The sequence below is a fragment of the Paenibacillus sp. T2-29 genome (assembly GCF_052921365.1).
On the sequence record NZ_JBREVE010000011.1, the window covers coordinates 1 to 20461 of the forward strand.

General features: G+C 40.4%; 20 protein-coding genes and 1 pseudogene. 10 read left to right on the forward strand and 11 right to left on the reverse strand.

Annotation, left to right across the window (positions count from 1 at the left end):
- Window positions 1-145: 145 nt before the first annotated feature.
- Complete coding sequence (locus tag ACU1JV_RS23155) at window positions 146-295, reverse strand: hypothetical protein (protein WP_434954417.1); 150 nt, start codon at window positions 293-295, stop codon at window positions 146-148.
- A gap of 187 nt (window positions 296-482) precedes the next feature.
- Between ACU1JV_RS23155 and ACU1JV_RS23160 the strand changes: the two genes are divergently transcribed.
- From ACU1JV_RS23160 to ACU1JV_RS23175, 4 genes are all read left to right on the forward strand, one after another.
- Window positions 483-1457, forward strand: coding sequence for a hypothetical protein (locus ACU1JV_RS23160; protein ID WP_413986809.1), 975 nt, complete (start codon window positions 483-485; stop codon window positions 1455-1457).
- A gap of 21 nt (window positions 1458-1478) precedes the next feature.
- The gene (locus tag ACU1JV_RS23165; RefSeq protein WP_025676075.1) at window positions 1479-1931 is read left to right on the forward strand and encodes a DUF6630 family protein; all 453 of its coding nucleotides are present in this window, start codon (window positions 1479-1481) and stop codon (window positions 1929-1931) included.
- A gap of 655 nt (window positions 1932-2586) precedes the next feature.
- Window positions 2587-3054 carry a DUF6985 domain-containing protein gene (locus ACU1JV_RS23170; RefSeq protein WP_137079031.1) on the forward strand — a complete coding sequence of 156 codons (468 nt, stop codon included), beginning with the start codon at window positions 2587-2589 and terminating at the stop codon, window positions 3052-3054.
- Between the two features lie 276 nt (window positions 3055-3330).
- Complete coding sequence (locus tag ACU1JV_RS23175) at window positions 3331-3801, forward strand: Imm30 family immunity protein (RefSeq protein WP_413987507.1); 471 nt, start codon at window positions 3331-3333, stop codon at window positions 3799-3801.
- A gap of 342 nt (window positions 3802-4143) precedes the next feature.
- On the opposite strand, the gene ACU1JV_RS23180 is transcribed toward ACU1JV_RS23175, so the two are convergent.
- From ACU1JV_RS23180 to ACU1JV_RS23205, 6 genes are all read right to left on the reverse strand, one after another.
- Window positions 4144-5025: a carbohydrate ABC transporter permease gene (locus ACU1JV_RS23180; RefSeq protein ID WP_043886031.1), complete on the reverse strand. Its 882-nt coding sequence runs from the start codon at window positions 5023-5025 to the stop codon at window positions 4144-4146.
- Window positions 5026-5081: 56 nt separating this feature from the next.
- A complete protein-coding gene (locus ACU1JV_RS23185) occupies window positions 5082-5963 on the reverse strand; it encodes a carbohydrate ABC transporter permease (RefSeq protein ID WP_413986810.1) in 882 nt (293 codons plus the stop codon).
- A 26-nt stretch (window positions 5964-5989) separates the two neighbouring features.
- Complete coding sequence (locus ACU1JV_RS23190) at window positions 5990-7333, reverse strand: extracellular solute-binding protein (RefSeq protein ID WP_013372489.1); 1344 nt, start codon at window positions 7331-7333, stop codon at window positions 5990-5992.
- 136 nt (window positions 7334-7469) lie between these two features.
- A complete protein-coding gene (locus ACU1JV_RS23195) occupies window positions 7470-8270 on the reverse strand; it encodes a response regulator (protein ID WP_137079034.1) in 801 nt (266 codons plus the stop codon).
- 2 nt (window positions 8271-8272) lie between these two features.
- Entirely contained in the window at window positions 8273-10033 is a 1761-nt protein-coding gene (locus ACU1JV_RS23200) for a cache domain-containing sensor histidine kinase (protein ID WP_413986811.1), read from the reverse strand.
- A 276-nt stretch (window positions 10034-10309) separates the two neighbouring features.
- Window positions 10310-10753, reverse strand: a complete 444-nt coding sequence (locus ACU1JV_RS23205) for a HEAT repeat domain-containing protein (protein WP_413986812.1) — start codon at window positions 10751-10753, stop codon at window positions 10310-10312.
- Between the two features lie 836 nt (window positions 10754-11589).
- Between ACU1JV_RS23205 and ACU1JV_RS23210 the strand changes: the two genes are divergently transcribed.
- The 4 genes from ACU1JV_RS23210 to ACU1JV_RS23225 all read left to right on the forward strand — a co-directional run bounded on the left by ACU1JV_RS23210 (window position 11590) and on the right by ACU1JV_RS23225 (window position 15114).
- A complete protein-coding gene (locus tag ACU1JV_RS23210; protein ID WP_413986813.1) occupies window positions 11590-11994 on the forward strand; it encodes a hypothetical protein in 405 nt (134 codons plus the stop codon).
- Between the two features lie 92 nt (window positions 11995-12086).
- A complete protein-coding gene (locus ACU1JV_RS23215; RefSeq protein ID WP_413986814.1) occupies window positions 12087-13139 on the forward strand; it encodes an ABC transporter permease in 1053 nt (350 codons plus the stop codon).
- Window positions 13136-14422 (forward strand): ABC transporter permease, encoded by a 1287-nt coding sequence (locus ACU1JV_RS23220; protein ID WP_413986815.1) that lies wholly within the window; start codon window positions 13136-13138, stop codon window positions 14420-14422. Before ACU1JV_RS23215 ends, ACU1JV_RS23220 begins: the two co-directional genes overlap by 4 nt.
- A 5-nt stretch (window positions 14423-14427) precedes the next feature.
- Window positions 14428-15114: an ABC transporter ATP-binding protein gene (locus ACU1JV_RS23225; protein ID WP_413986816.1), complete on the forward strand. Its 687-nt coding sequence runs from the start codon at window positions 14428-14430 to the stop codon at window positions 15112-15114.
- Window positions 15115-15762: 648 nt separating this feature from the next.
- On the opposite strand, the pseudogene ACU1JV_RS23230 reads toward ACU1JV_RS23225, so the two are convergent.
- A pseudogene (locus ACU1JV_RS23230) lies at window positions 15763-15987 on the reverse strand (helix-turn-helix transcriptional regulator); the annotation flags it as partial.
- Between the two features lie 337 nt (window positions 15988-16324).
- Here ACU1JV_RS23230 and ACU1JV_RS23235 point away from each other — a divergent pair.
- Both ACU1JV_RS23235 and ACU1JV_RS23240 read left to right on the forward strand, forming a co-directional pair.
- Window positions 16325-17518, forward strand: a complete 1194-nt coding sequence (locus tag ACU1JV_RS23235; protein ID WP_413986817.1) for a glycoside hydrolase family 5 protein — start codon at window positions 16325-16327, stop codon at window positions 17516-17518.
- A gap of 253 nt (window positions 17519-17771) precedes the next feature.
- On the forward strand, window positions 17772-18101 hold the full coding sequence (locus ACU1JV_RS23240; protein WP_013372497.1) for a hypothetical protein: 330 nt from the start codon (window positions 17772-17774) through the stop codon (window positions 18099-18101).
- A gap of 84 nt (window positions 18102-18185) precedes the next feature.
- Here the strand turns inward: ACU1JV_RS23240 and nfi are convergent, their stop codons facing one another.
- The 3 genes from nfi to ACU1JV_RS23255 all read right to left on the reverse strand — a co-directional run bounded on the left by nfi (window position 18186) and on the right by ACU1JV_RS23255 (window position 20219).
- Window positions 18186-18896, reverse strand: coding sequence for a deoxyribonuclease V (gene nfi / locus ACU1JV_RS23245; protein WP_058830059.1), 711 nt, complete (start codon window positions 18894-18896; stop codon window positions 18186-18188).
- 82 nt (window positions 18897-18978) lie between these two features.
- Window positions 18979-19560: an NAD(P)H-dependent oxidoreductase gene (locus ACU1JV_RS23250; RefSeq protein WP_413986818.1), complete on the reverse strand. Its 582-nt coding sequence runs from the start codon at window positions 19558-19560 to the stop codon at window positions 18979-18981.
- A 71-nt stretch (window positions 19561-19631) separates the two neighbouring features.
- Window positions 19632-20219, reverse strand: coding sequence for a TetR/AcrR family transcriptional regulator (locus ACU1JV_RS23255; protein ID WP_126665955.1), 588 nt, complete (start codon window positions 20217-20219; stop codon window positions 19632-19634).
- Window positions 20220-20461 lie beyond the last annotated feature (242 nt).

Here is a 20461-nt window from a genome sequence, read left to right on the forward strand (position 1 = left end):
ACTATCGACGCTTGGCCACTCGCTATGAAAAAACAGCGAACATGTTCATGGCTTTTTTGACGCTGCTTTCAATTCGTTTATGGCTCAAATAGGTTTGCGTACAGGCCCTAGTATATCTTGCCATGAGCTTATTACCTGAATAATCTCATCGACATTCCTTAATTTTCTCATTCTGATCTTCTTTCTCCTCTAATATCAGCATCTGCTGCCGTAGCTCGTTGAGTTCAGTGGAAAGTCTGTTCGTCTCTTCATTATATACAATTTCATCAATCTGATTCCGCAGTTTGAGATTCACTAATTCCTCCAGTCGGATTTCAATTTTGCATCTTTCCTTCGATGTCAATATCGGTTCTTGCCCTACTTTGCTCAATAGTATCAATTCAATGTTGGCTTGCAACGTTCGTAAGGAACTTTCCTTGCTCTCATACATCCGAAGGTAAAAGACTGGAATAAAGTAATAGACTAACCTTAAGGAGGATATAATGCTAAACCCAAAAAAATTAGAAATAGCGTATAAAAGATACAGCAAAAACTTTGTTGACGGAATCAAATTTGAAGATATTAAAGAGGAATATGAAGAGTGCCAGAAAGAAATAATTAATATTGTCGATATGAATGCCGTGGAGAAGGATCATATTTTATTAATAGATTTAGAATCGATCTCTTCATATCATCTCTCTAAATGGAAACAAAATGTTCTAGTTAATGGTGAAAATACAGTAGAAGACTTAAAAAAAATGCAAATAGTCGTTTTTTACCAGTGTATGGGGCAAGATCTTTATAAAATCCGTTACCCTGAAATGATGACAGAATACTCCTTTCAGGAAGTCATAACAGCCCTAATTCATTTCACAATGTTTGGGTGGGAGAAAGAAGAAAACATATTATTCGAATTTATTGATAATAACCTTGGAAGTAATATACTGAAATCCAATGAATGGAACAAGCATACATGGTTTTTACTGGAATTATACTTGCAATATAGAAATAAAACTATTGCAGGAACGAGTCAAAACTTGAATATAGCTGTGAAGGAAAAATTCAAGGAAGCTGGGCTTCGATACGATTTAATCCCGAAAGACTTGGATATATATAAGGAAGTGTTGGGACAATGGACAACTCGGGATTCGGAAGCAATTAAACACCTGATTGGCGAAATGTCACTTTACCACTCTATTTTAGCCTCAGAAATGGGCGAGTCCATTGAATTTGGCGACTTTAAATATGAATTCTATCCGTATGAAATATTATTCTTGCTTTATGTAAGGAAAAAGTTGGGCCTACCGGTTTTCAATGAATTTGACGAGGTATTGATGAACACGCCAGAAGCTAAAATGGAAATCGGGGACCCTGAACCCTATCCAGAATGGGATCCGCTGTTGCGCCTAACAGATAACTTCTATCGAAAGAATTATCCCGAATATATTCCGAACAAATATGGGGAATTATTTCAATAATTACAAAGGGAGGAAATCAACATGTCTGATGAGGAGATCGTCCATCTTATATTCGAGGATCGCCAAGACATAGAAGTTATTTTAAGTGACTTGGAGTTAAGTCTCTACGAGAGTGTTTTAAAATATGGTCTATCTACGAAGAAATTTCTCTACCTTGATTATCGAGGTGAGCAGTCTATGGAGATTGTTAACTATATTTTAGATTATGAATTTGCTCATAGCCTTGAGTTGGCTTCCCAAAAGGAACTAGAGGAACTGGGGGAATTTGATTATGAGTATATACCTGATAAGATAAAAGAAGTCAATAAACTCATTTATCCTAAAAGGTATGGATTGTTTACTTATCCAACCAGTGGCGATTATTATGCCCTATTTATTGCCAAACTGGAGCACAAATCTAAATTGCTGCGAGCAGAGCTGTTGGTTGATGAATGGACACCTTACAAAGAAAGATGCATACAGTATTACTATTAATTACACTTTCGGTCTATTAAAATCAGCTGATCTAACAACTTATAAACTTTTCAAAAGCTTATTCCTACTTGAATCATGAGTGGGAATAGGCCTCTTTTTACGCTAAATTCAAGGAAGAAAAAAGAGCTTTCTGGTCAAATTTTAAATGATCCGCTAACGACAGTATAGGGCTACCTCAGTCAATCATTACGCCCCGACGGTTCAAATTTTGGCTACTTGGGAGTTAATTCTCCAAATATAAAATCTGAATTTCATACTTATAGTGTAGTAAATGGACATCCTCACCTCATCTATCTAATAGAATTATGACGGTTACCCCTTTCAGCCGATGAGGGCTAAAATAAGATATCCAGCAGAGCCACAGTGAGCAGTTCTCGGACTTTTGAAGAAAACTATAGTGAGAGTTTTTCAGATGATATTAAAAACACAGTTTTAAATGCTATTTCAACAGAATTTTAAAATAACTATGAAATTTATAAGCTTACAAAAAAATTTACATCAGAGATCTTATATAGGTAGATTGGGAGTAAATAAAGAAACATATTCAAAGTGGTCAATTAAATGAAAAGTTTTTTTGGAACTTTATTCGCGTATAAACAGAGGGCTAGTTGAACCGGAGAGGGCTTCCCAATAAACGAAAAAGAGATGATCTAAAATGACGAAAAGCGATCCAATCTTTGGTGAACTCGAATATAACTATAGTTGGGTAAAGGATGCCACTATTCATTTTTTTGGGAAAGAAACTGAAATTGCATTGATGATAGATGGTGAAGAAGATGGCGGTTTTGATGAAGCTCAATATGCGGCATATCAATCTTTAATGCAAAACTGGGAGCAATTGCAGCAAAGCTTCTTGCAACCAATTTTAGACTATTACCAACAAAAGCGATATGAACTTGGTTATGATACTGAACTTGATGAGAATTATCCCTTAGTTGAAACAACCGATCAACTTCTTGAAATGGTTACTTTGGATGGAATTGTTGTTCCATATGCAGATATTTATGAAGGTCGAGACATCGGAATCCTTTTTGATTGTACATGGGATGTAGAGAATGGATTGGGAATTCGTTTATTTAACGAAAAAGTAACTGAAGTAGGTTACCAAGATGTTGCAATTTAAATAATTGAAGAAGGGCAAACTGGTGCTGAATTAAACACTTAATCTCATCATCATTTTCAATGTAACCTTTGTTTAAATTTGAAAAAGTTTCGTGAATTGAGAGGTGAATTGTACACACGAAAGTGCTAAATAAGTACATCCTATTTAACAATAGACTGAACAGGTCATTATGGTCTTATATTACCATAATTCACCTCCCATACTGGCATTAATCTCCTTACAATAAGCATAATGGAGACAAAATAGCTATAGTATCCAACTGAGAGGAAGAAAATGATTATATTAAATGAGAAAATTAATTTACTATATGCAATGCGTTTTATGGAGAATGAAGGAGACGATATTGAGGAATTTGAGAGTATTCTAAACGAATTATCCCTTGTAGGAACAAATGATATAATTCCTAATCTTTGCACGATTTTCGAAGACGAAGTTGCAGAGCCGTCAGCCGGTGATTATCTTATCGAAACTATATTTTATGTTGCAAAACGTAATAATTTAGAAGACGGTTTATATAAATTGGCTTTGAGCATCCCTAAGATGTTACCTCATGCACAGTTTTGGGCAGAAAGAATTCACCGGACACTTTTAAATTCAAAAGATCTGGTGGCGTCTTATGACAAGGTTATAAACAAACTAGGAAGTTCAGATAAGCAGACTATTAAAGAAATCTTACTTTCGATTAAAGATGATGATCCAGATTTAATTTTAAAAATGGCCTGGTCACTTATAGAGAAATTAGGTTAAATATAGGTGGCCTAGCTGAGGACAAATTCTTTAAAAGAAATAATATTGCTCTAATTCTACAAAAGATTTTTTAGAAATACTAATTATGTAAGGCACAAGAATAAATTTGTGAGACAATAACGGGTATAAACACAACTTGCTAACCCTCGACATTTTACAATTACATTATAGCCTCTGATAGATTCACGCAATTAGTCTGCATCACAAATATGAACTCTCTTGAGTTTGATTCAGTCAACCTGGACTCAACAAAAATGTACCCCCTAGCACTCATCGGACAAACCAAGAGGTTTGATCCAATGTCTACACTAGGGGGTGCTCTTCTAATCAAGAAAATTTGCTTTACCCCTTAACCGACCCAGCTGCGATTCCTTCTACAATCCGGTCACTCATGATGAGGAACACGAGCAAAATGGGCAAAATGCTGATCATCAACGTGGCTCCGATTGCTCCCCAGTCGGTCGTATATTGTCCGATAAAGTTCTGTACGCCGACGGTCAGTGTTTTATTTTCATCCGAGCTGATAAACGTATTGACGAAAATAAACTCGTTCCAGTTGTAGATCATGTTAATAATAGACGTCGTTGCCATGACGGGGGTGGTCATGGGCAGCACAATCCGGAAGAACATCCGGTTGACAGAGCAGCCGTCCATAACGGCCGCTTCTTCCACTTCACGGGGCAAGGCATAATAGAAGCCCAGCAAGATCATCATCGTGGTCGGTAGATTGAAAGCGACATACGACAGAATGATAGATACCGAAGTGTCTGTTAAGTGCAGTTTGAGAAACATACTGAATAGCGGGATCAAGGTCGAATGGACCGGAATCATGAGTCCGACCATAAAGAGCCCGAGGACCAGTTGGCTTCCTTTCCACCGCATCCGTGTAATGGCAAACGTTACAAAACTGGCGAGCAGTACGGTCAGTGCCACGGATATGACCGTAATCCACACACTATTAAAGAAATACCGCCCGATATTGCCGCTGGTCCACACATTCATATAGTTTTCCCAATGCGGCTGGGACGGGAGTGCAAACGGTGGAAGGTTAAACACTTCCTGATTATTTTTAAGCGAAAAAAGCATCAGCCACACCAGCGGTAAAAGCTGCGTCACCGCTAAGATGATCAAAAGTATATACAAAGCGGCATAACCGACCCGAGTTAACATTTTGCCGCGAGTAGCGACTCCAAGCGGATAGTTGGCGGCTGCCTGGGTTTTCATATCCTTTCCTCCCTCTTCCTGTCCTTTGTTACCCGTGATCTAATTGCATGAATGTTCTATGAATACTGGATGGTGTCACTAGTAGCGGTCACCTTGCGAATCACCCACGTAGCAACCAGACAGATGAGCAGCAAGGCAAAGGCTGTAGCGCTGCCATATCCGAAATCGAAGCTGCGGAACGCCTGGTGGTACATGTACGAAGCCATCACTTCACTGGCTCCGTTCGGCCCACCGTCTGTCATAACGTAGATCAGGTCAAAATATTTGAGCGAGCCGACAATGGACAATATGATCGTCACGTTAATCACCTCGCGCAGTAGAGGCAATTTTATACGAGTCGCAATCTGCCAGGCACTGGCACCGTCGATCCGTGCAGCCTCCATCAGCGTTTCGGGAATGTTTTTCAGCCCGGCATAATAGATCAGGATATAAAAGCCTGCATATTGCCAAATAATCGGAATGAATAAGGCAAGCAGCACCAGAGACGGATTAGCCAACCACTCGGGCGGATTGTGAACTCCGACCGATGCCAGCAAAGAATTCAGCACTCCGTTGGTCGGGTGATACATTTTGAGCCACAATTGAGCGATCGCTACAGAAGACAGCAGCATGGGAATTAAATAAATTTTCCGCAGCAGGTTCGCTCCCTTGATTTTTCCTGACAGAATCATCGCAACGATCAGATAACCGATCAGACTGATGCCTGAAAACAAGGCCAGCAGCAGCGAATGCCAAGCACTTTGCCAGAATGCCGTGTCTGTGAACAAATGTTGATAGTTATCCAGCCCTACGAAAGTCATAGGGCCGATTCCATTCCACTGATTCAGGCCGTAATAGCCGGTCAGTACGATGGGCACATAAATCACGGCAAATAACAGCAGCAGGGAAGGCAACACATAGAGAGCAATGACGAGCTTATTGGACATGACCTTTTCCACGGTCAGACCTCCTTAGGTGGTCAATTTCAATTTCCTTTCTCGATGGCAGCCTTATGCTGGTCGGCAAATTGTTGCGGTGTCACCGCTTTACCAAACAACGCCTGAATCATATTCAAATGTACCTGCGCTGCATTCGGCTTCATTTGTACATCAGCGAACAATGTAATGTTGCTGGCTTGGTTCAGTCCATTCAGCAGGTCGACATACAGCTTGGGCAATTTTTCTTTAGAGGTGTCCACCTTCGTCGCCGGAATAACGCCCGCCTGTGTGACCGATTGCTCTCCCCATTTTTCTACGAAGTATTCCACGAACGCTTTGGCTTCTTCTTTTACTTTGGAATTTTCCGAAACAAACAAGCCGACTCCCGGACCTCCTACCCAACTGTTCTCGTTGCCCTTGCCGCCTGCAACCATCGGGAATTTAAAGAAGCCGACTTGATCTTTAAACGCTTGCGGGATTTCTGGATTAGTCGTAAAATTCGGCAACTCCCAAGTAGCCATCAAATACATCGCCGCTTTGTCGTTCATAAACTCGGATTTTCCTTCATCATTGGACAAGCCGTTAAATCCTTTGTTAAAGGCGTTCATATCCACCAGCGTCTGAATTTCGGAGGCCGCCTGAATTAAACCAGGGTCATCGAATGATCCTGAGCCGTCAATTGCTTTTTTCAGCGTTTCGCTACCTGCTATACGGTCTGCCAGATACATGTACCAAAGCGAACCCGTCCAGCGGTCTTTATTGCCCAATGCAATCGGTGCAACTCCATGATCTACAAGTGTTTTCACCACCTGCTTAAATTCATCAAATGTCGCAGGTACCTTCAAGTTGTATTTTTGGAATATGGCTTTATTGTAATAAATGGGTGTTATGTTCAATTCGATCGGAAGCGCATACGTTTTACCATCCAGCGCATAGGCATCGGTCGTTCCCGGTACGAATTTGTCCTTCAGCTTGGAACCTTGCAGCAGGTCATCCATCGGCGTAAATAATCCACCTTTAACGTAAGGCTCCATGAAACCGGCGGCCCAAGTGATGCCGATATCTGGCAATTCATTGGAAGCTGACAGCACTTTGAGTTTGTTTTTGTATTGTTCATTTTCCAGCACTTCCTGCTGAATGACGACATTCGGATGATCCTTTTGGTATTGATCTATAATCTGAGTTACAAGCTTGCTTTGCTGTGCCGAGCTTCCCTCTGGCCACAGGTGCATCATTTTGAGCGTAACCTTGCCCCCAGCTCCACTGGAACCGCCTTGCCCATCCTTACCAACACCACAACCGGACAGCACTAGCATGAATGACAGCAGCAGGGTCAACCCAGCAACCCATTTTCGATGTGAGCGCTTACGAACTGAATACTCGTTGGACATCGTTAGACCTCCGTTATTGTAATTATATTTTTTGTAACCGTTATCATTTGTAAGTTTAGCACTCTATTTCTGCTTCCAACAGGGTACGCTCATTGGGTATAATTCCACTTTTATTGGGTTGTGAGCAGCCTATATGTCAGTCGATATTCTCTGGTCCTTTACGCATCTGCTGTCTATAGCGGCTGGGACTTACCCCCTCGGTCGCTTTGAATACTTTAATAAAATATTTATCTGTCCGGTAGCCTGAGCGCTCACCGATTTGGGCAATCGTCAACTGGGTATGCAGCAGCAGCTCCTTAGCCCGTTGTATCCGTAGCCTGTGTAGATATTCGCTGAAGGACAAACCACTTTGCTCCTTAAATAAAACACTAAAATAGCTCGCATTCAGGTGTGAATGCGCCGCAGTCTGCGCCATCGTAATGGGTTCGTGAAGATGCTCTGCCATAAAGGTGAAGGCTCGCCGTACCGGATCGCTAAGCGTAGTCGCTTGGAGGTCAAGCTCTAGCAGAACAGGGTCAGCCAGCTTGTCCAGCTTCTTGTACCGCTGCCGTTCCTCTTCCAGTTGAAGTGCTTCATTTACCGCATTCAGCAGCTCCTGCTTATCAATCGGCTTGAGCAAATAATTAACGGCTCCGAGACGAAGCGCCTGCTGGACATAATCAAACTCCGCATATCCCGAGATCACAATGATCGCCGGGCGATGTGAATCCCGTTCCAGAGAACGGATTAAATCCAGCCCGCTGAATTCCGGCAACCGGACATCTGTAATCAGCAGATGCACCTTCTCCGCTTGCAGCATATGTAATGCCTCCAGGCCATTCCCCGATGTCATAATCCGGTATTTCCCGGCGGCCCACTGCTCCAGTGTCTGATGTATCCCCTGACGTGTTCTTTGTTCATCGTCCACAATAACAATGGTCTTGGATGAAAAACTCATTCCTACCGCCCCCCGTATTCATCAGGAATTTCAAAAGCGACCACCGTTCCTTCCTGCACAGCACTGTAGATCAGCACGCCGTCCGTTGGATAAGATGCACTGTCATAATAGAGAGCAAGCCTGCGCTGCACATTAACCAGTCCCATACCGGTTCCCTTGCTCTGACAGGCAGATCCCTCGATCAACGCTGTACGCACAGCTGCAAGTTCCTCCTGTGTCATTCCAGGTCCGTTATCTACAACCTCGATCCTAGTCCAACCCAACCTCGCCGAAGGAGTGATTCGAATTTCAACACGGCCATTGCCGATGCGATTTTCGACACCGTGTAAAATTGCATTTTCTAGAATGGGCTGGATCAGCAGCTTAGGAAGCGGAATGCTTACTGCCTCTGGTGGCATATGAATTTGCCAGCTCAGACGTTCGCCAAGACGCATCTCCATCAATTCCAGATAACGACGGACTTGTGCTATTTCTTCCCCAAGTGTCACCCAAGAGTCATGGTGAGCCGGTTCGATCACATAACGAAACAGCCGCGACATGGACACCATCAGCCCGGCAAGCTCCTCCTCTCCTTTTTCTTGTAGCGACCAATTGAATGCATCTAGCGTATTAAAAAGAAAATGCGGGTTAATCTGCGCTTGCAGTGCTTTAAGCTCGGTCTGGCTTTGTAAAGCCTCCTTCTCGCAAATGACACGGATCAATTCATTGATATCGACAATCATCGTGTTGTACTCTGCATTTAATTCCCGTAATTCAACCGCTGCTGCAGGTTCAGGATTCAAGGCCAACGCTCCTTCCCGTGAACGGCGCATCGCCTGAATCAAGTGACCTATCGGTCTGGTAATCAACGTTGACAGCATAAAGGACATGAACAGGAATAACACGGCACCTAGAGACGCCGAAATAATAAGTGTCGTCCGTAAAACCGTAATTCCGTCTGTGACGACGCTAACTGGAATCAGGATCAGCAGCGACCAGCCAGTCCGTTCCGATTGCTGAACTGCCTTCACATACTCGCGCTCTCCAATATGAACCGTCTGTGTCTTGCTGTGCAATACATCTAACAAATTAGTCTGACTCATAGGCTCACCCGACAGCAGCTGCCCTCGGCGATCTACAAGCAGCATAGTTTCATTTGCTTCTTCATGGGTCGCTGACGTACCATTTAGCCCAAAATAACTTCGTTCCATGCGGGTAATCAGATATCCTCCGCGTGAAAACCAGCGATCCACCAGGCTCACCTGCCGAATCGCCAGCAGCGACTGGGGATTTTCAGTATCTATGCCGATCCAGACCAGCCTGCCTTTCATCTCATTGGCTTCCCGAATGTCCGCCTGTCCGATACGATCCTCCAGACTGCCTTCTCTAATCGGAAACAACATCTTCCCTTCAGCGGTATACAGCTCCAGCGAGCCAACGCTCGGCATATAAGCCTGATAGCTATGCATCACTTGCAGTAGCGATTGACGCTGTCCAAAAGTCACCTTGCCCCCATTACGCTCCTCCAGCAAAATATGCTGAACAGATGGATGATTCGCCACTTGTTCCGTCAGGCTGTCCATCTGGCCGATTAATGCATCCAGTCTGCCGCTTGCTTGTACTGCGGTTTGACCAATATGCCGTTCGGCACTGTCTTTCAACAGGTGAGAGACATTGAGATAAATAAACGCTCCCGCCACACTCATCATAATGAGCATTACCAATATAAAGCCGATAAAGATTTGATTACGCAACGTGTTTAATGGTTGAAACCTTGAACGCATAAGCCTTCTCCCCCTGAATCATCGCAGAAAAGCTGATAATGATAACGCTTTCTATTTTTCTATTCTAGCGCATCGTTCCCCTTTTTTGGCATCTTTTTAGCAGAGATTAATTAAAACGGCCAGCCCTCTTTGAAATCATTGCGTTTGATCATAACACGTAATAACGATATATATTAAAAAAGCCTTAACAAAGATAACACCTTATCCTTGTTAAGACTTCATCTGCATGACCAATAGCAATCCCTCAAAGTTACATTCAATGACAGGGTTCAGACATTATCTTGTGGATAACGAAGTCCATTTTTGCTCCAGCCACTGATCAAATTCAGCACCCTTGTCGCCTTCATATACGTCATAAATATCGACTCTCATCTTGTGCAGCTTCTCGCGAAAATCGTTATAGGTATGGTCGGCTGGCAGGCTTTTTTTAATCCGCACCAGTATCTTCGTCAGCCCCTTAACAAGCTCACCCTCTTTGCGCACAGGTGGCTGTACGTTTTCGCCCCATTCCTGTAGCTTGTGGTAAGCAGCTTCCTGAACGGCATATACCATATCATTATTCATTCGGTGCGTCAGCAAGTCAATCGTCTGCTGGTTCTTCCATGCACCCAATTCATTCACCGCTGCTAGACGCGCTTTCCAATCGGAGGTTCGGTTTGCAGCCACCTTAAGCTGCTCATATACTTCTGCAAATTCCTGCTGAGTTTCGTTGTTTTCCAAAATAATCTCATCCTTTTCTAAAAATCACTACACTGCTGTTCATCACGATTGCCGTTTGTTAAATATAACATACTTGTAGGTCTTCTTCATATCTCGACCATACAACCGAATCATCCTCATTTTATTGTGTATTATAGTTATTCAAATTTTAGAAAAGGTAACTTAGTCAGAGTTGAGATGCAATTAGTATTCCCACCATAAACCAATACCTTGATCAGATAAGTAATCCCAAATCAGATCAGTAACCGCCGTAGGTGTAGCCATAATACCATGAGAAGCTGTTTCGCTCAGCACAAGACAAAAGCTCTTCCCAGATACGTACCAGCAGAACACACACAAATAGAGACTATAACATGCGTCACCGATTCGATTCCAACCCTACCGTTCCCATAATAATTTAAATCAGAAGAAGTCCATGAATCTGAATATTAAATCACATGGCATGCGTGATTCTCCCTCGATTTATGCCAATCTATCACCACTTGAACTATCCATTTTTTGAAATAATAAGCTAAAACTCCACCGACCAAAAAAACACCAATTTCTCCATATAATAATCCAATAATATCTCTAAACGGTTTCCCTATCTTCTTGAATCATCTATACGACTTGTCTTTTAAGCTGAATCATAGCTTGGCTATTTTTTATAATCTGACAAGTTTCCCCTTACTTCGACACTCGATATATTTTACAATAACAAATATATTTTTGAAATTTATGTTTTTTATATTAATTAAATGTAAAAGAAACCATGCGAAAACGATGAAATTTGAGTACAAAAAATTCACCCTATTAATCTGTGAATTTTTGTATATATAAAATTTAGGAGGATTCAAATGGGAAATAAAAAGAAACTAGTTCAACTCTTAGCTGGCTTTGCATTTTTAATCGGGTTTTCAAATTCTGCGCTAGCAACTCCAAGTTCCCCGGATGAAACTGTTAAAGGAGGATGGAGTGAGGATGGGGGGTATTTCTCTACAACAGAGCGAAAAATATCTCCTAGCGCTGAGGTGATAGTTGACCATAATGGTTGGGCAGAAAAAAACTCTTGGGGAGCTGAGCGAGCTGTAGGAACCACTTGGTGGAAAGATACGTACCATTACACGCGAGCACGAATGGAATTACCTGGTGGTAATGCTGTTACGGATAGTGGTAGACAATACGGTTATGTAAACACTTATGCAGCTTCTCCTTATGCAGATCCAAACTTCTTAGCTAAAACTTATTATGGTAAGGACTAATAAGTATAAAGAACTAAAAATATAAATTGTGAAATAGTGAGATTGCTCTTCTTTATCTGGCAATCTCACTATTCTTTAAAGAGGGTATAAAAATGAAAATAACCACAAGAAACAGCACACTATGGGTTGCAATATTGTATTTATTGCTAAGTCTTGTTGTAATTTCATTTGGTTACTACCAAGTAAAACATAAAGAGTTAAATATGTTATCAAGAAGTTTATATAATGAAAACAGTATCTCTTTCACCGTGGATAGCCAAGAAGAATCATTGGATTGGAGTAAAATTGATACCTCGCAATCCTACACCATATTCTTGGAACTAGAAACTATAAAATTCAAAAATGAAATTCAGGATATTCGAGCCATTTATTTTAAAAATGATAATAACCTCCCTCCCATGGTCTCAGGAAGATTTTTTAATAATACTGACTTCTACAATAATAAGAAATTAGCGGTTGTAGGTAAGAATGTATATAAAAACAATATAAAAATTCAAAACAATAAATCTTACTACAACTATCTAGGTAGAGACTATGAAATTATTGGAACAATGGGTGCAGAATATCCTTCTAAACTCGATAATACGATATTGTTAAATATAGATGGCGTGGATTTAGAAAATTCATTACAATCTAAAATTTATGTCCTTAATATAAGTAAAAACCCAATTACTCCAGAAGGAATTATGAAATTTAAAGACAATACCTTATCAGTTAATGTATTTGATAGAGGAATGAGTGGTTCTACTCGATTTTTAAATATGGATGCTTTACAAGTCTCGATACTCATCTTCATTATTCTGATCCTAATTTGTTCAAGCTTTATTTTTGCTTATTACTGGATTAAAACAAAGAAAACAGAAATCTTGATCCTCTGGCAAAGTGGCATAAAAACAGATCAAATCTTTAAGCGCCTTACCATGTCTTTCTTTTTAATCACATTCATATGCTACCTAGTTATTTGCCTTATTAGCTTTTTATTTTTGATCCTAAATACCTCTTCGAATTTTAATGTATTGTTGAGATATGCTTTCGAATTTTTAAAAGGCTACATTATCATCTTACTCTCATCAGCACTATCTGTTTGGATATCTTTTAAAAAGACAATTGAACAGATAACTTTGAAAGGATATTTAGATAAATGAAAATGATCATTACCGAAGTCGTAGAGAGTCTCAAACGTAAAAAGATGTTCTCCTTGTTAATCATACTTCAAATTGTTATTTTTTTTGCTGTGATTACTACTCTTTTTTTACAGTACTCTAATATTGAAAAAAAATCAGGCCAAGTTAATTCACTCAAAGCTATGAATGATTATCAGCTTTCCGATACATTAACTGAAGATAGAGAAATGAAGGAATTTACTAACAATCCCAGATTTTTAGTGATTGCAAAGACATTCTACAATAACTTAAATAAAATTTTGGATGATAAATATATTTACTTGTTTAACCAATCTATCGCTGTCCTACCCGATTCAAAAGAGTGGGACCAGAAGTTTCTTTTCGGCTATGAAGATGGAAGAGATAGTCCAGCCTTCCGATTGAATAACAAAGAACCCTATTATGCAACCAAAGCTGTACAAATGAATGAACAAGCTTTTAAAAATTATTCTATTAAGGTGAATAAAGGTGCGTCTTTTTCGACAGATGACTTCGTCAATAAAAATAATAAAGATATTCCTATACTTTTAGGATCTGAATATGAAGAAAAATATCACATTGGTGATACAATAGCAGCTAATTATTTGATGGAAGACTTCACATTAGTAGTTAAAGGGTTCATTCAACCAAATACTCTGGTATATAACTCACAATTTCCCGAAATATATTTGGATCGTTATATAGTTATGCCTGCTCAAGAATTCCCTGCTCCTGTTAATGAGCATGAATTATCATTTCAGAAGAAACATTACCTCCAATTAATTAACGGGCATATTTTCAGTCCTGAAAATGAGTACGTTGTCCAAAACAAGTTAGAAGAGATAAAAGAAATATCTGACTTCCACAAGACAGGTATTCTTGGAGCAAATAAGCTTCCTTTAACTTTTATATTCTCTACCCTTCAGGTAAGTAAGTCATGGCTAAGTCTTATAACATCAGTAATATTCATTATCTGTGTTCTCAGTATTAGTATCTTAATTATAACTAAGTTACAAGATCAATTGAAAAATATATCTGTACATTTGATCTCTGGAGCCTCTATGAATCAGTTGTTTTCTTACTACGTAGCTGAAGTAATAAGTATAATTTTACTTCCTGGAATTCTTTTTCTTATGCTTTATAAATTCTTTGTTGATTTTCTGTTTAGTTCTTACCTTTTATTGATTTTATCTTGCATTATAGGAATGGTTCTTTTTTCAGTAATTCCAGTACTGATACAATTCAGAAAACTAGAAATCAGTAAATTGCTAAAACGAACGGAGTGAATGTTGTGATTCAAATTAAAAATTTAAGAAAATATTATTCCGTTGGAAATCGTAAAACAGATGTATTGAAAGATATAAACTTGGAAGTAAATCAAGGTGATATGATTGCTATTATGGGGAGAAGCGGATCTGGGAAATCTACCTTGTTAAATATTATGGCAGGTTTGTTGAAAGCAGACGGAGGTACTTATTTCTATGGCAAGGAAAATGTGAACGAAATGAGCCTAGAACAGTCTGCTAGTTTTAGAAGAAAAAATATCGGCTATGTTGTCCAAAATTCTGCACTTATTGATAGTAAAAATGTTTTTGATAATATTGCCTTACCTTTGCGATACACAAAATCCTCAAAAGTTGATATTGATAAAAAAGTAGCATTCGTTCTAGCTGCATTAGATATTAAATCCTTGCAGTATAGCTCCATAGATACATTATCCGGGGGAGAGATCCAGCGAATTGCCATTGCTAGGGCACTTATCCAAAATCCCAAACTTATCTTAGCTGATGAACCAACCGGGTCTTTAGATGAACAGACAGAAATCGAAGTACTTTCTCTTTTCAAAGATCTCAACCAACAAGGTAAAACAATCATTATCGTAACTCATAATCAACAAGTAGCAGAAAGGTGCCATAAAACATATTCAATAAAAAATGGGGAATGTAGCTTAAATCATACTATTTATAAGGGGTTTTAGCGAGTAAGTTAGAACTACTATTGTTTCAGAGGTTTACAAGGCAGGTATAGTCTTTCTTAATTTTGCAAGTAGATCAATATCTGGCAGTTGAAGAGGTGAGGTTAGCTCACTTCGATAACAAAGATTGCGACGTTGCTCATGTCTAATGCTGCTTAAATGTGAATAACCCATGGTCTGATTATCTTTGTGGGAATAGTGTTTGGTCACTTTATCCTACAAGAATCAGATCATGCTCCATTTTTTGATTTATTTCTAATAGGATTACACTTCAACTGTAGGATGATTTTTCGAAACATTATTACGTCAACGATTTTATCAGATAAAGTTTGTAAGTGAGCAACAGGCTTCATATTCGCCAGAAGATAAACATCCATTTACTCAAATCGAGTAACTGAAAGTAATTAAAGCGAAATATATTCAGCATCTAATGTGGGAATGGAAAAAAAGAATTAATTAACTACTAGTAAATCCAACAAGCAATCCTATATAGAAGGAATGAAAATCAGGATATTGATTTCTTCCTGTCATGCAACCTACAGTTACTTGTTAGTTTATTTAAACGCATTGAGTTACAATACCGTTAGCTCAATATTTCGTATAAGCTCATCCTACTTGTCAAAATAAAAACAAGACGTACTGGTGAGAGATAAATCTCGACAAAATAGTTGAAGAAATAACCCCCACAATAAAGGTCTTCTTTTGCTTGAGACTGCGCGCCACCTCATTGGGAATATAACTGAGCTCCTCAATCGCTTGCTCAATCTTCTTCTTGGTGCTTTCACTCATATAGTTGTATCTTTTATTCAGAAACTGCGAAACTGTGCTCTTCGACACCCCTGCACGTTCTGCGACTTCTTTCATCGTGGTTACCATGATTCCCCCCCTTTCTATATTGCGTATTAGGCATGTGTTCATTTTCAACTATGTATGTACTCTACAACCTGTATGTAATGTGAATTTCCTTTATTATATACCTTCTTTTACAGGAGGAAAATATAATAAATGTGAGTTGGAACGTGCCTCACCCCATAATCCAGCCCCACAAATGCTAGACCCCCTAACCTAAATATCCCTTGTCGCAAAACTAATAATTTTGAACGAAATCTTAAAAATATACAAATTTTATGAACTTGTTTGATGGAAGATTTGAACATAAAATGAAAATGTAATCGGTTACAATATCATTTATATAAAGGAGGAAGCAAGAATCATGAAGAAAAAAGGGTTGAAAAAAACATTTTTCGTCATTGCCTCCCTCGTCATGGGCTTCACACTGTATGGGTACACTCCACCTTCGGCAGATGCAGCCAGCGTGAAAGGATATTATCATACCCAAGGAAACAAGATTGTAGATGAATCCGGGAAAGAGGCCGCATTTAACGGTCTGAACTGGTTTGGTCTGGAAACCCCTAATTACACTTTGCATGGACTATGGAGCCGCTCAATGGACGACATGCTGGATCAGGTGAAGAAGGAAGGTTATAATCTCATCCGTCTGCCTTACAGCAATCAGTTATTGGATTCCAGCTCTCGTCCGGACAGTATTGATTACTACAAAAATCCTGATCTGGTCGGATTGACTCCGATTCAAATTATGGACAAGCTGATCGAAAAAGCTGGACAACGCGGTATTCAGATTATCCTCGATCGGCACCGTCCAGGCTCAGGTGGACAATCCGAGCTATGGTATACCTCTCAGTACCCTGAGTCCCGCTGGATCAGCGACTGGAAGATGTTAGCTGAACGTTATAAAAACAATCCTACCGTCATTGGTGCAGATTTACACAACGAACCGCACGGTCAGGCAAGCTGGGGAACAGGCGATGTTTCCACAGACTGGCGTCTCGCGGCGCAGCGTGCAGGGAATGCCATTCTGTCTGTGAATCCGAATTGGATGATTCTGGTAGAAGGTGTGGACCATAATGTACAAGGCAACAACAGCCAATATTGGTGGGGCGGCAACCTGACAGGTGTAGCCAACTATCCTGTCGTTCTGGACGTACCGAACCGTGTCGTCTATTCACCACATGACTACGGTCCTGGTGTGTCTTCGCAGCCATGGTTCAACGATTCAACCTTCCCGTCCAACCTGCCAGCAATCTGGGATCAAACCTGGGGCTACATCAGTAAGCAAAACATAGCTCCGGTGCTGGTCGGTGAATTCGGCGGTCGCAATGTTGATTCGTCTTCCGCTGAGGGTAAATGGCAAAATGCACTTGTAGACTATATTGGTGCCAATAACCTGTACTTTACGTATTGGTCCCTGAATCCGAATAGCGGCGATACAGGTGGTCTGCTGCTGGATGACTGGGTTACCTGGAACCGTCCGAAGCAGGACATGCTGAGCCGGATTATGAAGCCTGTAAATTTCATAGCAGAGCAAGTGAAAGCAAGCGCCGAATAGGCACAGAACTTCAATCCGTTTATTAAAAAAGCCGATTTTTCCTCCTTCAGTCCAGCTTGTGCTGGGACTACGAAAAGGTGGAGAAACGGCTTTTTTCATTTTCCAGTTTTACACATTGTAAATTCCCTAATGAATGGGTCATATTGTAAACTAAATCTCTCTTTTAACCGATAAATACATATGTTGGATGTGAAAATCATTTCGACGAGAGACTCACCATGAACGTAAACATAATTAGGAAGGAAGTTTTCATGTGATTATTTGGAAGGGCTTTGGTATTTTAAATATCATTATTCCAGGAATTTTATTCGTTATTGTCGGCAGTTTAGTATCCGCTCTTGGGCTTGACTCCATAGATTCCCGGCTGCCGATGGCTTTTGTGTTCATTGTGTCGGGAGTTATTATCTGGTATTTGGGTAAAGCACTTAACGCCGACTCGGACAAGGTGCTCGTTGATATGGAAACAGGACAACGCTATCGAATGGGAACCCAGCACAGTCTGTTTTTTATCCCTATGCATTATTGGGGCCCTGCCGGTCTAGCGATCGGATTTATTTTAATCGTTGCATCGATATTTATATAACGTTGATTGTAAAACATGAGCTATTCCAAACACCACAATGCGAGCTAGTTGCTCCACTGTGGTGTTTTCCCTTATGTAGAGCGATTATGACCAGATACTCCCCTGGTTTATTTGTGATAAAGCTTTTCTCACAAGCTGGTCAGCTTGTCGAGTGGTCTCAGGTAAGCGATATTGTGGACAAAGCTTTAATATCCAGTTGCAGGCCGTTTCTAATGAAATACGATGCCCTACAGATACAAACAAAGGTTTAATGTTGTCCTGGGTTCTTAACGCTCCGCCGATAACCTCCTCATGATCCATTAATAACGAACATGCCCCTCGTTCTCGAGATGGCTCTTCGAATTCACCCCATAGCCTCGTTTTACCACATCCAATTGTAGGAATATCAAATATAACACCTAAATGACTGGCTAATCCGAATCGTCTAGGATGGGCAATTCCTTGTCCATCACAGACCACCAGCTGGGGAGAGGTCTTGATTTGCTTCAATGCTTTTACTATAGGCGGTAGCTCCCTGAATGAAAACAATCCGGGGATGTAGGGAAAATGGACAGCATCTTCAACCACTATGGATTCCACTACTTGTAATGAGCTAGCATCTAAAATCACGATGGCCGCAACTAAGAGATCACTTTGTTCACTGTATGCCACGTCTACCCCAGCAACATATTGAATTTCAGGGAATCGATCTTCTTTTGTAACTTTTAAAGATAACTCCTGCTGTAATTTCACCGCTTCTTTTTCATTTAGATCCCATTCATGATTTATGATTGGTTCCATTTTTCTGTGCCTCATTTCTATCCTCTTAGAATGTAGTTTTCCGAATGTCCTCTATATGTTAATGGATCAGCGTGTTTGCTATTGAGATGGCGAAAACCTAGCTCATGCTTCGTCCTAGCTGTTCAACCTTGCTCAGCCATTCGTTACGCTGTTGCTCTGTCCTCTTATTCATGAGATCAATGGTTGTAGAACGTACTGGTTTGACTCCACATAAATGTAACGTGGAATCCTTCATCATCCGGTGCCCAGGCTGTCCTTGGAAAAATCGGTAATACCAGTGCGGACCATCCATCGTGCTGATAAGGCGGGCTGTTCTTCCCTTTAAAAGCTTGTCAGGCAAGGGTTTTCCTTTTTGATATTTAAACGCGAATCCCGGCATAAAGGTACGGTCAATAAATCCCTTCATTAACGCAGGCAAGCTGCCCCACCAGATCGGAAAGACAAAAACGAGATGTTCTGCCCATTTAATCCATTCCTGTGCTTGAATCAAATCAGGTTCCAACGGCAATTTATTACGATATCCACCTAATAGATTTGGATTAAACTCCAACGTGGATAGCTGCAACAAACGAACCTCTGCTCCTGCAGCCTCCGCTCCTTTTACATAGGATTGAGCCAGCGCTTCTCCATAACTGCCAGCGACCGGATTCCCTTGAATCACCAATATTTTTTTAGACATATAAGCCACTTCCTACCTTCATATTATAATTTTAGTTAGAAAACACTAACTTTATATTTAAAAAGAAAAGGTCAATACTGACCTTTACTTAATAAAGCAGTTAAACGTTGTTTGATCTCTACGGCAAATGGAACCAGCTGCTGTGGAAGTTCACCTTCCAGGCTGGACACGGACAAGCGTGTAATGGCTCCAATGATGAGCACACCGGATAGCTGAACATCCTGCTTCGGCAGTTCACCTTGTTGAATCCCCTGTTCGATGAATTCAGTCAACGCCTCCAGCGGCTGACGCACATTCTGGCTATGGCTTGCTTCAACATACAGCTCATGATGCTGTGATAGTAGAAGCAATCCATACTGGTCCTCATCATGCATATTCAGCACTTCATCCACCAGTTGATGGAAACGACTGACGAAGCTCCCACTCTGCTTGCGATAAAAGTCAATTAAGGTGGTATAGCTATTACAATACTGCCCGAATACTTCCAAGGCCATTGCATCTTTACTCTTAAAATGCTTATAAATCGCAGCATCTGTCACACCGGCAGCCTCTCCAATTTCTTTGACTGAAATTCCGTCAATCCCTTTGGTTGCAAATAAGCACATCGCTGCCTGCAGAATATCCTTCTTTTTACTGTCTACATGTGTTTTCTTATTCATAGGATTATAGTAAGTGATTGCTAACCAAATTGCAAATCATATTTATACAGTTTCAACCTGTCTGTATGCTTGAATTTAAAATCCATCGTAATAAACCTAAAATACCATGTTTTTATAAGTGAATGTTCATGAATACGTTAAATGATACGTGTATCGCCTCATTTTATTCCTATAAAATACATATGTAACCGAATAAAAGCGGGCGTTCTGAACCGTAAATAAAGAGGACGGAAAAGCAACCG